This window comes from Massilia sp. MS-15 (genome assembly GCF_020176695.1).
Lineage (GTDB): Bacteria > Pseudomonadota > Gammaproteobacteria > Burkholderiales > Burkholderiaceae_D > Telluria > Telluria hydrophila.
In genome coordinates this window covers 34,820-48,173 of the sequence record NZ_JAIWIA010000011.1, presented here as the reverse complement: position 1 = coordinate 48,173, position 13,354 = coordinate 34,820, and the positions used below count along the sequence as shown (strand labels likewise).

General features: G+C 71.7%; 12 protein-coding genes. 1 reads left to right on the top strand and 11 read right to left on the bottom strand.

Translation table 11 applies throughout. The features are described from left to right. Positions 1 to 4: 4 nt before the first annotated feature. Genes LCI23_RS06235 through LCI23_RS06200 form a run of 8 tightly spaced genes read right to left on the bottom strand, consistent with a single transcriptional unit; the run spans position 5 to position 8,862 of the window. Positions 5 to 1,471 carry an AMP-binding protein gene (locus LCI23_RS06235; RefSeq protein ID WP_224945429.1) on the bottom strand — a complete coding sequence of 489 codons (1,467 nt, stop codon included), beginning with the start codon at positions 1,469 to 1,471 and terminating at the stop codon, positions 5 to 7. Next, positions 1,456 to 2,055: a hypothetical protein gene (locus LCI23_RS06230; protein ID WP_224945427.1), complete on the bottom strand. Its 600-nt coding sequence runs from the start codon at positions 2,053 to 2,055 to the stop codon at positions 1,456 to 1,458. Before LCI23_RS06230 ends, LCI23_RS06235 begins: the two co-directional genes overlap by 16 nt. Next, positions 2,052 to 3,863 carry a VWA domain-containing protein gene (locus LCI23_RS06225; protein WP_224945425.1) on the bottom strand — a complete coding sequence of 604 codons (1,812 nt, stop codon included), beginning with the start codon at positions 3,861 to 3,863 and terminating at the stop codon, positions 2,052 to 2,054. The genes LCI23_RS06230 and LCI23_RS06225 overlap by 4 nt, the downstream gene beginning before the upstream one ends. Then, positions 3,860 to 4,873: a hypothetical protein gene (locus LCI23_RS06220; protein WP_224945423.1), complete on the bottom strand. Its 1,014-nt coding sequence runs from the start codon at positions 4,871 to 4,873 to the stop codon at positions 3,860 to 3,862. The genes LCI23_RS06225 and LCI23_RS06220 overlap by 4 nt, the downstream gene beginning before the upstream one ends. A gap of 1 nt (position 4,874) precedes the next feature. After that, the gene (locus tag LCI23_RS06215) at positions 4,875 to 6,452 is read right to left on the bottom strand and encodes an AAA family ATPase (RefSeq protein WP_224945421.1); all 1,578 of its coding nucleotides are present in this window, start codon (positions 6,450 to 6,452) and stop codon (positions 4,875 to 4,877) included. A 43-nt stretch (positions 6,453 to 6,495) separates the two neighbouring features. Then, positions 6,496 to 7,401, bottom strand: coding sequence for a hypothetical protein (locus LCI23_RS06210; RefSeq protein WP_224945419.1), 906 nt, complete (start codon positions 7,399 to 7,401; stop codon positions 6,496 to 6,498). Continuing rightward, positions 7,398 to 7,994, bottom strand: a complete 597-nt coding sequence (locus LCI23_RS06205) for a metal-dependent hydrolase (protein WP_224945416.1) — start codon at positions 7,992 to 7,994, stop codon at positions 7,398 to 7,400. Before LCI23_RS06205 ends, LCI23_RS06210 begins: the two co-directional genes overlap by 4 nt. Before the next feature lie 46 nt (positions 7,995 to 8,040). After that, the gene (locus LCI23_RS06200) at positions 8,041 to 8,862 is read right to left on the bottom strand and encodes a prohibitin family protein (protein WP_224945414.1); all 822 of its coding nucleotides are present in this window, start codon (positions 8,860 to 8,862) and stop codon (positions 8,041 to 8,043) included. Positions 8,863 to 9,009: 147 nt separating this feature from the next. On the opposite strand from LCI23_RS06200, the gene LCI23_RS06195 reads away from it, so the two are divergent. Next, on the top strand, positions 9,010 to 9,711 hold the full coding sequence (locus tag LCI23_RS06195) for a penicillin-insensitive murein endopeptidase (protein WP_224945412.1): 702 nt from the start codon (positions 9,010 to 9,012) through the stop codon (positions 9,709 to 9,711). A gap of 258 nt (positions 9,712 to 9,969) precedes the next feature. On the opposite strand, the gene LCI23_RS06190 is transcribed toward LCI23_RS06195, so the two are convergent. The 3 genes from LCI23_RS06190 to LCI23_RS06180 are packed head-to-tail and all read right to left on the bottom strand — an operon-like array spanning position 9,970 to position 13,288. Then, positions 9,970 to 11,139 (bottom strand): MFS transporter, encoded by a 1,170-nt coding sequence (locus LCI23_RS06190; RefSeq protein ID WP_224945410.1) that lies wholly within the window; start codon positions 11,137 to 11,139, stop codon positions 9,970 to 9,972. Between the two features lie 30 nt (positions 11,140 to 11,169). Further along, positions 11,170 to 12,342, bottom strand: a complete 1,173-nt coding sequence (locus LCI23_RS06185; RefSeq protein WP_224945409.1) for a hydroxylase — start codon at positions 12,340 to 12,342, stop codon at positions 11,170 to 11,172. 52 nt (positions 12,343 to 12,394) lie between these two features. Continuing rightward, positions 12,395 to 13,288, bottom strand: a complete 894-nt coding sequence (locus LCI23_RS06180; protein ID WP_224945406.1) for a VOC family protein — start codon at positions 13,286 to 13,288, stop codon at positions 12,395 to 12,397. Positions 13,289 to 13,354: the final 66 nt, after the last annotated feature.

The window sequence follows — 13,354 nt, the reverse complement described above, 5'->3', positions numbered from 1 at the left end:
GTGGTCATGGGTCTGCGTGTCCGTCTGTCGATGCGCCAGTATGACAGGCGCCGGGGGCCGGCGCTGCGGGTTGCGGCGCGCCGTCCTGGCATGCGCCCGGCAGGTCCGAACTGTACTGCAGCACCTTGTCCTCGGCCAGGATCGGGCGCACCGCGATTTCCCGCTCCCCGAACAGCGGCGCCAGCGCGCCCTGCGCCGCCGCCGCATACGCCATCGCCTCGCGCGCCAGGCCAAGCAGCAGGCTGCCATCGGCCGCCTGGTACAACGTGAAATGGGACAGCGGAAGCGGGCGCAGGGCGTGGGTGACGTCGATATTGTTCCACCATTGCCCGCGCCCGAAAAAGCGCACCGGACGCCGCCCGCACAACCCGGCCAGCACTGGCCCCTCGGCGCCCGCCACCAGCGCCGCATGGTCGCCGGTGCGGTAGCGCAGCAGCGGCAGGCAGAAATTGAAGCCGCCGGTGACGGCGATCTCGCCGCGCTCCCCGGGCGCCACCGGGCGTCCGCGCTCGTCCAGGATCTCCACGTAGAGCCTGGGCTGCAGCAGCAGGTGGCCGCCCGCGGCCTCGTCGTGCACCGCCACCGGGCCGACTTCGTTGAGCGAATAGATGTCCAGCACCGGACAGCCGAAGCGGCTCTCCAGCAGCTTGCGCAGGCCCGCGTGCAGGGCCATCGAGACCGACAGGATCGCGCGCGGCGCGCGCCGGCACGGCAGCGCGGCATAGGCGCGCAGCGAGATCGGGTCGCCCGCGACGATTTCCGGCGCCAGCGCGTCGAGGTAGCGCGCGCGGTCGTCCTCGTGGCGCCAGTCGGCCGGGTGCAGGTTGATCTTGGCCAGGCCGGATTCGCCCATGGTGGGCGAGACCGAGACGTAGGTGAAGCAGCGCCGCTGGAAGCCGAGCAACACCACCCCCACCTGCCCCGCCCCGTGGTTCGGCACGATGCCGGCCCGCCGCAGCGCGCGCTTGTGGAAGGCCGCGTAGCGCGCCGCCACCAGCGGATGCGAGGGCACGAGCAAAGGATGGCCGGTGGTGCCGGTGGTCTGGAACGCCAGCAGGCGCCGCGTGTCGACATGGTCCGGGACGAAGCGGGCGACGTCGGCGGCGAGGTCGGCGCGCGCCACCGGCGCCAGCTCGTCCAGCCGGCGCGGCGGCGAGCCGAGCGCGCGATAGAAAGGCACCGTGGCGAAGGCGTCGGCCACGAAGGGCATGACCCAGCCGGGTACCCGGCCCGGCGTCCAGTCGGGTGGCGTGGCGGCCACTTCCTCCTCGAAGGCGCGCACCAGGCCGATTTCATGGGCCAGCAAGCGGTTGCCGCTGTGGTTGCGGTAGATCGGCGCGTGCGGATGGCGGCGCAGGAAGTCGAGCATGCGCCGGCCGGCCTGGCCCAGTGTCGGAAAGCGCGCGCGCCGCTGCGCCGCCGTTTCCCCTGCCGTCCAGGCGCCGGCGCCATCCTTCATTCGCGGGTCCATTTGTCCGCCGCCTCCTGGGCCGCCTTGCGCGCCAGCGCCTCGCGCACCGCGCGTGCCCGTTTCTCGGCCGCGCGGCTCGCTTCCAGCAGCCGGCGCCGGGCCGCGCCGCTCACCGCGGCCAGGCGGTCCTCGGCCTGCGCCGCCGTTTCCCCCGCCGGGCGGTATCCCAGCCGGGCGAGCACCACGCGCACCAGCTCCTCGCCATCGGCCGCGTCGGCGGCAAAGCGGTGCGCCGCCGTCGCCTGGGCCAGCAGCGGGGTGGCGCTGTCGAACACGGCGCACAGCGCATCAAGCGGCAGCGGCAGCGGCCGCGCCAGGAACCACGGGTCCGCCAGCAGCCAGCAGGTGATCATCGCCAGGGCCAGCCGGTTGCGGCGCGCGCGCGGGTCGATGCCACCCAGCGCCGCCAGCCAGCGCGGGGACGGCGCGTGCCCGTGCATGCGCATCAGGTCGTGCACCAGCGCGGGCACCACTACCCCGGCGGCGCCGGTGTACGACCCGATGCGCGGCTCCGCCAGGAACTCGGCCGGCGTCTCGCGCAGGCGGCGCAGCATCGCTTCCAGCGCCGGGCCGGCCTGGTTCACCGCGCGCCTTCCGCGTGCCTGGCATACAGGCGGTGGCTGAAGGCGTACGCGAAGGCGACCAGCCCGTCGAGGTCGGGGACGGCGTGGATGTCCCAGCCCTGCTCGCGCCGCGCGCGCTCCAGGATCGCCGCCAGTTCGCCGTACCAGGGGCTGTCGGCCGCATCGCAGCCGGACGCCAGGTTCAGGGCCATGGTGCCGCCCGCCGTGCCGGCGGCCAGGGCGCGCGCCGCGATCGTCCAGCCGCTCTCGCCGCGCTCGTCCTCGTCGAACATGCTGGTGATGCCGTCGTCGGAAATCATCAGGATGTGGGTCGGACGCGGCCTGGCACCCGCGGCATAGGTCGCGCGCAGGCGGTGGATCGGAAAGCAGGTGGCGCCGCCGAAGTAGCCGGTCAGGACCCGCAGCACCTGGTCGGCGTCGCGCGTGAAGCCCGGGGTGGCGAGCACCTCGCGCTTGCCGCTCCACAGGGTGACCTGGACCGCGGCTCCGCTGCGCAGCGCCGACAGGGCGACGATGGCGCCCGCCAGCGCCATCTGCGAAGTGTCCCGCTGCGGATCGGGCATCGAGCCGGAACTGTCCACGTACAGGTCGAGATCGATCGGCAGCGGCGCGGCCGCGCCGGACGCGTCTTCGCCGTGGACCCGGCGCAGCAGGGTCAGGCCGGGCACCGGGTGCGGGCAGTACGCGAGGCTGCGCGCCCAGTCGACGTCCTCGAGCGGGTCGCCCAGGCTCCACGGGGCGTATCCTTCGAACTGCTGCTCGGGCGCCTGCCGCTGCGTGCGCTTCGGAAAAGGCACCAGGTAGGGCAAGGCGCGCTCGCGGTAGTAGCGCATCGCGGCTTCGCGCGGCGACAGCGTGCTGCCGCCCAGGCGCAGGATCTCGCCGTACTCGAAGGGTTCGCGCGCCTGCCCGCACGCGCTGCCGCTGCGCTGGCCGCCTGCGGCGGCCGGGGCGGTGTCGCCGGTCACCCGCACGTCCCAGGCCGGATGCAGGGCTTCCCCGGCGTTTTCTCCGCTTCCTTCACCGTCCTCGTCTTCGTCCAGCACATGCAGGCCGCCCGGCGCGCAGCCCGCCGCCGCGGTGCGCGTATCCTGCCAGCGCGGGATACGGGCCAGTCCCTGCTTGCCGGGCAGGTAGGGCAGCAGCAGGGCCGCGAAGCGCCGCACGCCGGTCAGCGGCTCGTCGGCATAGACCCGGACGGTGCGGGCGCCGAGCCAGGCGTCGGCCTCCGCGGCCTCCTCGCAAGCCGCGCCTCCGAGACTGCGCGGCGCGAGCTGCCACAGCTGCTCGTAGATGCGCAGGTACAGCGCCCACAGGGCGCCCGCCGCCGCGGACTTGCCGTCGCGGCCCAGCACGCGATAGACCTCGTCCATCCGCAGACCGCACTGGCGCTGGAGCCGGTCGTTGATGCACAGGTCGGTGTACAGGTTGGCCACCAGCGGCGCCGCGTCGGCCAGGGGCCCGAGCACGCGGCGCACGCGCGCCAGCATGCGCAGGTGCATGCTGGCCGTACCCGGCGCCAGCACATGGTGCCCGATCTCATGGGCCAGGATCTCGACGGCGTAGTCGTCCAGGCCGAGCGCGCGCACCGCCTGCAGGTCGACCACGACGCCCTGGTCGGCCAGCCGGATCATGGCGAAGCTGCCGTGCAGGCCGGCCCACTGGGTCTCCGCCGTGCTGGTATAGATGCGCGGCGGGTGCAGCCGGGTATACCGGCTCCAGCAGGCAAGCGCGGCGGGCCAGTGCGCGTGCCAGCGTTCGAGCAGGGCCTGGGTGGCGCCGGGGTCCGGTTCGGTGCGCCGCTTCATGTTGGGCTCGATGCGCGCGCCACCAGCAGGATCGCATGCGAATAGGGAGAAGCGATCGCGATCGTCGTGGCGCTGGCGCAGACCGCGCAGTCCTGCGCCGGGAACGGGGGCGCGACGCGCTGCCAGTCCACTTCCACCTTCGCCGCACCATTTTCATCGCCAGCGCCATCCTGCGCCGCATCGAACATCCCGGTACGCGCCGGCAGCACGATGGCGCCGTGGGCGTCCGCATGCAAGGCGAAGTCCTGCTCGCCGGAGCGCACCACGAACGACGCTCCGCCCGCGTGCGCGCCGGCCGCACGCAGCAGCGGCGGCGCCGTGAAGGCGCCGCCCAGGCCCGCGAAGGCGCCCACGATGCGTTGCGAGGCCCCATGCTCGTCCTGCGGCGCGCGCCACCACGGGTCGTCCCGCAGCGCCGCGCGCACCTGGCCCCAGTCGCCGCTCCCCGACGCCCCTACCACGCCAAGTGCGAGCGCCGGCGGCAGCGCGTCCAGCGCCGCCAGCGCGCCCTGCCGGAAATGCGCGGCCCCGGCGCGCCAGGCCAATACCTGGCCCAGCGCGCGCAGATCGGCCAGCGTCAAGGCGAGGGGCGCCAGCGCCGCCATGTCGGCCTGCCAGCGCGCCGTGTTCACGCCGGGCAGCGCCGCGAGGTGCAGTGCGGCATTGCTCAGCATGCCGAGTACCTGGCCAGGAGACTGCGCCACCTGCACGGCGCAGCAGGGCGCCAGGCCGGACCAGGCCCGCGCCAGGGCCAGGCCGCGCGGGCTGGCGTCCAGCAGGCGCTGGCCGGCCAGTTCGATGCCGATCCCGACACTGGCGTCGACCACGGCCGCCACGCGCTGCGGCGTCAGCACGGCCACGGCCGCCACCACCGGGTCGGCCTGCTCCGCCAGGAAGCGGCCGAAGGCGTGCTGGTCGAAGCCCGGCCAGGCGCGCCGCGCCGCAGCCACCGCGGCATTGCAGTGCTGGCGGCGCGCGGCCAGCGCCTCGGCAAATGCAGCGCACAGCATCTCAGCGCGCCCGCAGCCAGGCCAGGTAGTTGGTGTAGCGCTGGTGCAGGTATTTCAGCATCAGCAGGTCGTCGGCCAGGTGGCCGTACAGCTTCCTGCCCTTGACCCGCTCGGCCACCAGCTTCTCGATGCGGACGATGCGCGCCGCCGTCTCGCGCTCGCCCAGGCCGTCCAGGCCGCGCGCCAGGGTGGCCGCCATCTCGCCGACTTCGTCCCGGCGGTCCAGGTCCAGGCGTTCATACTCGGCGCTGGCCAGGTCGAACAGCAGGCGCAGCCAGCTGATCCGGTCGCTGCGCAGGGCCGTGTTGCCGGCTTCGGCAAAGAAAGGCGCCTCCGGGTCCGGCTGCAGCTTGTCGCGCAGGACGAAAGGCAGCACCTGGCGCAGGTCTTCCAGGTCCACCTCGGGGTTGCCGCGAAACCAGGCCAGCGCCTTGGCGAACACCAGCAGCGTGCCGAGCTGGCGCACCGAGATCCCGTTCAGGCTCTGGCAGCCAAGGTCCGCCAGGCGGTCGCGCCCGTTGTCGGCGGCGCCCAGTTCGCGCAGGGGCACGCCGGCCAGGCGCGCGGTGTCCTTGCTCAGGTATTCGAACTGCGCGCCCGCCGTCTCGCACAGCTCGAACTGGCTGGCGAAGAATTCCAGGCGCCGGCGCACCGGAACCGGCACCGACACCGCCCGGATCGCCGCCCCCATCGCGTCGATCTCCGCCTCCGAAAACACCAGTTCGCGCGGCACCAGTTCTTCCGGCCGGATGTCGTCCTCGATGCGCAGCAGCAGCTCGTCCAGGAAGCGCGGATTGAAGGCCAGTGCCTGGACGGTCACGTCGATCCGGTCGCGCAGGGCCTCGATCACCGGATAGGTGCCGCCGCCCTGGTCGTCGTTCGCGGTCAGGTACCAGGCCGACTCCGGGCACTCGAAAACCTGGTCCAGCTGCTCGGCGTAGTTGTCACCCATCAGGGTCAGGAGCGCGCTCTGGGTGCGCGTCGGGATCCGGTTGTATTCGTCCACGATCTTGACCCGCATCGGCAGCCAGGCGCGCCAGGCGATGCGGATCTCGTCCAGGCGACGGGCGTTGAGCAGGTCGGCCGGCAGCGGATTGCCCAGCAGGTCGGCCACCGTCATCTGCGGGTGGCCGTGCTGCATCGCGCGCCGCACCTCGCGCACCGGGATGCCGGCCAGGACACCCATCAGGACCGCGCTGGCGGTTTTGCCGCGCCCGGGTCCGCCGATGAACAGGCACTTGCGGCGCGCCGCGAAGGCCAGCAGCGGCAGCAGCACGAAGCTCGAGTAGCTTTGCGCCGAGGGCAGGGTCAGCGTGCGCCGGGTGTCGCCCACCATGTGGCTGCGCGGCGGACCGGCGTGGTATTCGATGTCGTAGTGCGGGCTGATGATCGCGCGGTTGACGATCCAGAAGTAGGCCTGGCGCAGCTTCTCGTCCAGTGCGGGAGCCGCCGCGGCCGCCGCAGCATCGCCGGCGACCGGGCCGCGGTACAGGTCGGCCACGTCGAAGCGCGAAGGGGTGGCGGCGGCATGCGGCCGGGTCGGCGCCTGCGAGATTTTCTGGAAGGGGTCGTGATTCATGGCACTCCCGTGACGGTAGCGGTGATGGGGCCGGACTTGCCCCTCAGGATGAGGCGGCGGCTTCCCAGCCGCGCACCAGGGCGTCCACCTCGCCCGCCGGGACGCGCAGCAGCTCGACTACCGGCTCGTCCAGCTGCGCAAAGCATTCCACCCGCTCGGGCGCCGCTTCGGCCAGGGTACGCAGGGCCGGCACCGGTACCTGTTCCGGCGCCATCGCGGCAAAATTGCAAATGGTGACGAACGCGGTACCGCCCTCGCAGCGGTGCAGGGTGATCTCGGCAAAGAGGGTTTCCTCGTCGCCGCAGGGCCGCAGCAGCGCGGCCAGCTGGCGCGGATCGCGTTCCAGCCGGCGGCGCACCGCTTCGGGGTCGTCGATGAAGCGGAAGTGGACCGGCACGTGGACTTCGCGCGCCCACGCCTTGGCCTGTTCGCAGAACGGCGCCGCCGCGCGCCTGGCGCCGGCCAGCGCGGGCGGCAGCATGAATGCGCACAGCTCGACCAGCCACACCACGACCGTGGCCGCACCGGCCACGAAGGACGAGGCGCCGGTGGCGCGGCTGCTTGCCGACGCCAGCACCAGGTCGGGCCGCAGGAACCAGGCGCCCGCCGCGCCGGGCTCCCGGACCGCCTGCAGCAAGTCAGGGGGCGGCGCCGGCTGCGCGAGCCAGGCCGCCCATTGCAGGTACCAGGCGCAGGCCCCGAGCGCCGCGCCGGCACGCCACATCCAGCCCGGGTGGCGCACCTTGCCCAGCGCGGCCACACAACTGGCCGCCAGCGCGAGCCAGAGCGCCATGCCGAGCGTGCACAAGGGATCGGCGGGCGAAGGCGCGGGCGCGGTGGCCCAGGCATACAGCCAGGCGGCGGGCAGGCTTGCCAGCATGGCGGCTGCGAGCGCGTACCAGCCAGCGCGCGGCACCTGGAGCGAAGGGCGGAAATAAGGATCGTTCATCGGCGTCGCTCGGGACCAGGTGAAGGGGAGAAACGGGGAGAGCGACGCCGGGTGGCGGCACGCAGCCAGCGCCAGGCGACGCAGGACAGGCCGAGGGCGCCCGCCGGCAGCCATACCCAGCGCAGCTCCGAGGCCAGCACCACCAGGCCGCGATCGCCAAGCATCCGCGCCGGCGCCAGCGGGGCGACTTCGATCGGCCGCAGCGCAAAGAACAGGCGCTCGCTCGACCAGGGAGCCCACAGGGCGACGCCCTGCCCGCCCGTGGTCAGCATGTCCAGCAAGGGATGGGACAGGGTGCAGGCGCCGACGAAGCAGGCGGCCGGCAAGACACGACTGCGCAGGCGCCGCGCCAGCAGCGCCGCAAGCAGGCCCAGGGCCAGCGCGAAGGCCAGCGAATGGCTCAATCCGCGATGCCCGGCAAGCGCCGCGTAGGGCACGCCCAGCCAGTAGCCGGCGGCGTCGGCATCCGGCAGCATCGCGGCCACCATCGCGCACAGCAGCAGCCGGGGCGGCAGCCGCCCGGCGCCGCCTCCCACCCCAGGCACGAGGGCGAGCGCCACCGGGACCACGGCATGGGTCAGCACGGTCGGCATGGGTCAGGCCGGCCGGTGCCGGTACCGGTGCACGCGGAGCATGGCCTCATTCACGCGGCAGGTTCAGGAACGGAACCGTACCGCCCGCGATGGTATCGGGCAGCTTGCCATCCCATTTGTCGATCGCGCGCGCCTGGTTCTCGGTTTCGCGCAGGCGCAGCAGCTCCGGCGTCACCTGCTGGCGCTGCAGGGCCAGCGCATCCGCCTCGGCCTTGGCCGAGGCCAGCTTTTGCTGGGCCTCGACCTGGATCCGCGCCAGGTCGCGCTCGGCCTTCAGTTTTTCCTGTTCGGCGGTGGCCTTGGCCTCGATCGCGCGGTTGAAGCCTTCGCTGAAATCGAGGTCCATGATGCTCATTTCGTCCACCTGGATGCCGTGCCGTCCCAGGCGCGCCCGCAGCTGTTCGACGATGTCGTTGCGCAGCGCGTTGCGCTGGCCGATCAGCTGCTCGGCGGTATATGCCGCGGCGCTGGCCTTCACCGCCTCGTGTACCGCCGGCAGCACGATGCGTTCGCCCGGTGCGTTGGCAAGGTCGCGGAACACGTACAGGGATTTCGATGGCAGCACGTGGTAGTTCAGCGACACCTTCATGGTCACGGTCTGCAGGTCGGCCGACGCGGCCGTGCCTTCGCCGTTATTCTCCTGGATCGAGACATCGACCAGGTGCAGGCGCTGCAGCACCGGCCACTTCCAGTGGATGCCCTCCTCCAGCACCGTCTCGCCCGGACGGCCCATGGTGGTCATGATGCCGCGGTGCCCCGGCGGCACGATGCCATACGGGGCGACGATCCACAGCAGGACCAGCACCAGGAGCAGGAATGCGAGGCGGCGCAGGCCGACAAAGGTGAATGAGGGGTTCAGCTTGGGCATTCTTTCCTCGCATAAAGAGTGTGAACGCCACCCTAGCAAACGGTCTGTGCCGATTTGTTGAGATAGATCTATTGCCTGTGATTAATTAACCAGAAAATGCGAATCGCACCGCCGCCAATGTGCGACCTAGCTTTCAGGACGACCACCATGCCTACTACCCTTCTTGTCTTCCTTGCCGCAGCCGTCCTCACGGCCCTGCCCGCACGGGCTGTCGCCGAGGACGCCGCCACCAGTACCTGCTTCGGAAACCCGGCCCACGGCCGTATCGAAGGGGCCGTGGCGCTGCCGGCGCGAGGGAACAACTTCGAGCCCTACGCGCAACGGGGCGTGGAGCTGGGCCGCACCTGGGTCCACGCCAGCGTGCGCGACATCGTGGTGGACGCTTACCGGGCCCTGGAAACAGGGCAGCCCGGCACCACCTTCGTCTATGGCGAAACCGGCCTGCAGACGGGCGGACCGATGCCGCCGCACCGCACCCACCAGGCCGGTGTCTCGGTCGATTTCATGGTGCCGGTACGCGGCCCGGACGGGCGCCCGGCCACCCTGCCGCGCTCGGCCGCCCAGCGCTTCGGCTACGGCCTCGAGTTCGACAGCGCGGGGCGCTGGCATGGCTACCGGATCGACTTCGCGGCGCTCGCCGACCACCTGCGGCTGCTCGACCACTACGCGCGGGCGCGTGGCGCCCGCATCGGCCGGGTCATCCTCGATCCGCCCTTCGTGCGCAAGCTGCACGGCACGCCGGCCTGGCCCTGGATCGCCGCCCTGCCCTTCATGAAGGCCAGGCCCTGGATCCGGCACGACGAGCACTACCACGTCGATTTCGTCCTGCCATGCGCGCCCCTGCGCTGAGCGGCCTCGGGCCTGCCGCGTCCTGAGCGGACTGCGCGCGGGCGGCTTCTCGTGTTCGATGCCCTGCAACAGGTGCTTGATTGCCTTGTGCAGGCCGGTTGGCAGTGGCGCACCATGATCGCGCAAGGCTGCGGCCAGGCGCCTAGCGCCGCTTTGGGTTCTGCCGTCCCGGCCCCCGGTCGCGCTCTAAAACGGCAGCCAGTTCCGGACGCCGCGCGCGCCGGGCCGGCGGCTGGCCGTGGTGCAGATGGCGAACGGCTAGCCGGCAGGCGTGCCGGCGCGCGCCCGTCCCATCAGCACCAGGCCCGCTCCCAGCAGGCCGGCCACCAGCCAGAACACCGCCTGCGTGCCCCACGCCGCGCCGAGCGCGCCACAGCTGACCGGCAGCACGGTCTGGCTGGCGTTGGCCAGCATGGTGCGGATGCCGATCGCCTCGCCGCCGCGCCCGGGCGGAGCGCTGCGGGCGATCGCGCTCATCGTCATCGGCAGCGCGCAGCCCAGGCCGAGGCCGAGCACGAAGGCCAGCGCCAGCAGCGGCGGCAGGGTGCGCGCCAGCGGCATCAGGAAGTACACGGCCGCGCTCAGGGCCAGCACGGCGCCCAGCACCTGCCATTCCGTGTAGCGCCGGGCCAGCCTGCCGATGAACAGGCGCACCACGAAGGTGCCGGCGCCGAAGGCAGCCATCACCGTCCCGGTCATGGTGGCCGTCAGGCCGATGCGCTCGCCGTGCATCGGCAGCATGAAGCTGAACAGGTCCCAGCCCATCGACAGCAGCGCGCCGGTGACGAACACGGCGCGTAGTGGCGCATGGCGCAGCAGGTCGGCCATGCGCGGCCGGACAGCCGGCGCGGTACTGGACGGGGCCGGGGCCGGCGCAGGTGGCAGATGGCCGCCACGCAGCATCGGCAGGGCCAGGCAGGGCAGGATGGCCAGCAGGAAGAAGGCGCGCGCGTGCCCGGCCAGGTCGACCAGCACGCCGGCCAGCATCGGACCGGCGACGCTGGACACCGAGGTGCCGAGCGCCAGCATCGCGAAGCCGTGGCTGCGCGCCTGCGCGTCCCAGCCGCCGACGGCGTTGTTGAGCGCCACGTGGACCAGCATGAAGCCGCACCCCATCAGGATGGCGGCCGCGCCCAGCGCCGGCAGCGCCGGCAGCGCGGCCAGCAGCAGGCCCGCTTCGAGCAGGCCCAGGGCAAGCAGCAGCGGACCGGCCACGCCGCGCCGGTCGGTCCAGCGCCCGGCCTGCACCGCCAGGAACATCGGCACCAGCGCCAGCAGGCTGACGATCATGCCGACCTGGAACGGCGAGCCGCCCAGCCGCAGTGCGGACAGGGTCAACGCCACCCGGCCGCCGGCGAAGGCGGTGTGCGCCAGCACCATCAGCACCGTCAGCACCATTGGCGCCGGCGGCGCCGGCAGCTTCGTCATGGATCGCTCAGGTGTCCGCTGCCGGCCGCATCAGATCACCACGCCGCGCGGCACCGGGATCCCGTACAGCGTGCCGGCGTAGGCCGCATACACCGGATCGTCCACGTTGCAGGCGTGCCCCATCGCCACCGACAGGTCGCGCCAGGTGCGCTGGATCGGGTTGCTGACCCGGCTGGCATTGCCGCCCGCGTGCTTGAACACCTCGGCCGCCGCCTCGGCGGCGCGGCGCACCGCGCGCACCTGGTTGACGCGCGCCTTGTACTTCATCTCCCTGGTGACCTTGCCGCCGGCCTGGACCAGCTTGTAGATGTCCCCGATCTCGTTCAGCACGTGCTGGCAGGAGGCGTCGATGTCGGCCAGCGCCGCACCCAGCGACGCCATGTGGTAGGGGTTCTGGGTCTGCTTCACGCCCATGCGGGTGACGCGGCTGCCGGTGTACTCGGCGAAGTGGTTCACCACGCCGGCGGCGATGCCGAGCGTCGCGGCCGAGATCGCGCCGGGGAAGAACAGGTCGAAGGGAATCCGGTACAGCACGCTCTCCGGACGGTGGCGGGCCGCATACTCGCAGTCGTTCAGGGCCTGAACGTTATAAGTGCGGTAGTTCGGCACGAACACGTCCTGCACCAGCACGTCCTTGGAGCCGGTGCCCTGCAGGCCCATCACGTTCCAGGAATCCTGCAGGATCTCGTAGTCTGCGCGTGGCAGCACGAAGTGCATCAGTTCGGTGAACGCACCGGCTTCGCCGCCTTCGCGCTCGGCCAGGCCGCCCAGCACGGCCCACTTGCAGTGGTCGGTGCCCGAGGAGAACGGCCACTGGCCGCTCAGGAGGTAGCCGCCTTCCACGCGGCGCGCACGGCCGATCGGCGCGTAGGGCGAGGCGGTCCAGGTGTCGTGGTCCGCGCCCCAGACCTCCTCCTGCATGCGCGGGTCGCCCTGGCCGAACTGGAAGGGATGGACGCCGACCACCGAGCCGACCCAGCCCAGCGACGAGGCCTTCGAGGCCAGTTCGATGACGGTCTGGTAGAACTCGCGCGGATCGGCCTCGAAGCCGCCGTACTGCTTCGGCTGCAACATGCGCACCATGCCGCTGTCGCGGATCAGGCGCGCGCCCTCGTCCGTCACGCGGCCGAGTTCAATGCTGGGGACTTCCTGCTGGATGAAGCTGTCGATGTTGCCAATGATGGTCTCACGTACTGGATGCATGCTGCACTCCTTGAATGTCTTGTCTTGCAAAAAATGGGATGGCGCTGCCGGCTCAGGCCTCGTCCAGCTTCAGCGCGGTCAGTTCGGCGTGCTGGCGGCGGTGGCCCCAGCTGCTCGGCTTGTCGTAGGTGCGCGGGGTCCACAGGTCGGGGTCCACGTCCAGGCCGCCCCAGCCGTATTCGAGGCGGAAGCACGATGGCGTGTACATGTAGAACGAGAACATCCGGTCGTTGCTGTGCTTGCCCAGGGTGGTAGTGATCGGGATCTCGCGCTGCTGGCAGATGTCGTGCGCGGTGCCGACGTCGTCGATCGCATTCACTTCGATCATCAGGTGCAGGAAAGCCACCTCGCGGGTCGGCAGGGCGCTGATCGCCAGCGAATGGTGGCGCCCGTTCAGGTGGTAGAAGTGGGCCACCAGCGGGCCGTCGCGCACCGTATCGGACGGATAAAAGCCCATCACTTCGCGGTAGAAGCGGTCGCCCTCGTCGAGGTCCTGCACCGCCAGCACGACGTGGCCCAGGCCCTGGTCCGCGGTGCGGAAGCCCGAGATCGCGCGCCCCGGGTGGAAGGCGGCCACGGTATGGTGCAGGCCCCAGCTCAGCTCATGGCGAAAGCCGGAAGGGTCCTTGAACCAGACGAAACCCTCGACCTTGCGCTCGGCGCATTCCTCGGCGCCGGCACGCACCGCCTCGAGGCCATGGGCATTCACGCGGCGGGCCACCGTCATGGCCGCCGCCTCGTCCTGCACGCTCCAGCCGATGTAGGCGACGGCATTGCGTTCGCCCGGATGGATGACGATGCGCTGCGCGACTTCGTCGAGGCGCAGGCGCACCGCGCCGTCGGGGCCGTGGCCGGCCACCTGCAGACCCAGCACGTCCGGGCCGAAACGCTCCCATTCCTGGTAGCGGGGGGAACGCACGCCCAGATAGGCAAGCGACTTGATCATTCCCTGTCTCCTTCTTGTAGCGAGCTTATGAACTTAAGCTCTGGAATCTTCGTTCAACCCGGGCGC

Bases quoted from the DNA above. Each gene is read 5' to 3' on its own strand.
- LCI23_RS06225 (WP_224945425.1), bottom strand. From the start codon at position 3,863: ATGAAGCGGCGCACCGAACCGGACCCCGGCGCCACCCAGGCCCTGCTC.
- LCI23_RS06185 (WP_224945409.1), bottom strand. From the start codon at position 12,342: ATGCATCCAGTACGTGAGACCATCATTGGCAACATCGACAGCTTCATC.
- LCI23_RS06215 (WP_224945421.1), bottom strand. From the start codon at position 6,452: ATGAATCACGACCCCTTCCAGAAAATCTCGCAGGCGCCGACCCGGCCG.
- LCI23_RS06235 (WP_224945429.1), bottom strand. From the start codon at position 1,471: ATGGACCCGCGAATGAAGGATGGCGCCGGCGCCTGGACGGCAGGGGAA.
- LCI23_RS06180 (WP_224945406.1), bottom strand. From the start codon at position 13,288: ATGATCAAGTCGCTTGCCTATCTGGGCGTGCGTTCCCCCCGCTACCAG.
- LCI23_RS06195 (WP_224945412.1), top strand. From the start codon at position 9,010: ATGCCTACTACCCTTCTTGTCTTCCTTGCCGCAGCCGTCCTCACGGCC.
- LCI23_RS06190 (WP_224945410.1), bottom strand. From the start codon at position 11,139: ATGACGAAGCTGCCGGCGCCGCCGGCGCCAATGGTGCTGACGGTGCTG.
- LCI23_RS06220 (WP_224945423.1), bottom strand. From the start codon at position 4,873: ATGCTGTGCGCTGCATTTGCCGAGGCGCTGGCCGCGCGCCGCCAGCAC.
- LCI23_RS06210 (WP_224945419.1), bottom strand. From the start codon at position 7,401: ATGAACGATCCTTATTTCCGCCCTTCGCTCCAGGTGCCGCGCGCTGGC.
- LCI23_RS06200 (WP_224945414.1), bottom strand. From the start codon at position 8,862: ATGCCCAAGCTGAACCCCTCATTCACCTTTGTCGGCCTGCGCCGCCTC.
- LCI23_RS06205 (WP_224945416.1), bottom strand. From the start codon at position 7,994: ATGCCGACCGTGCTGACCCATGCCGTGGTCCCGGTGGCGCTCGCCCTC.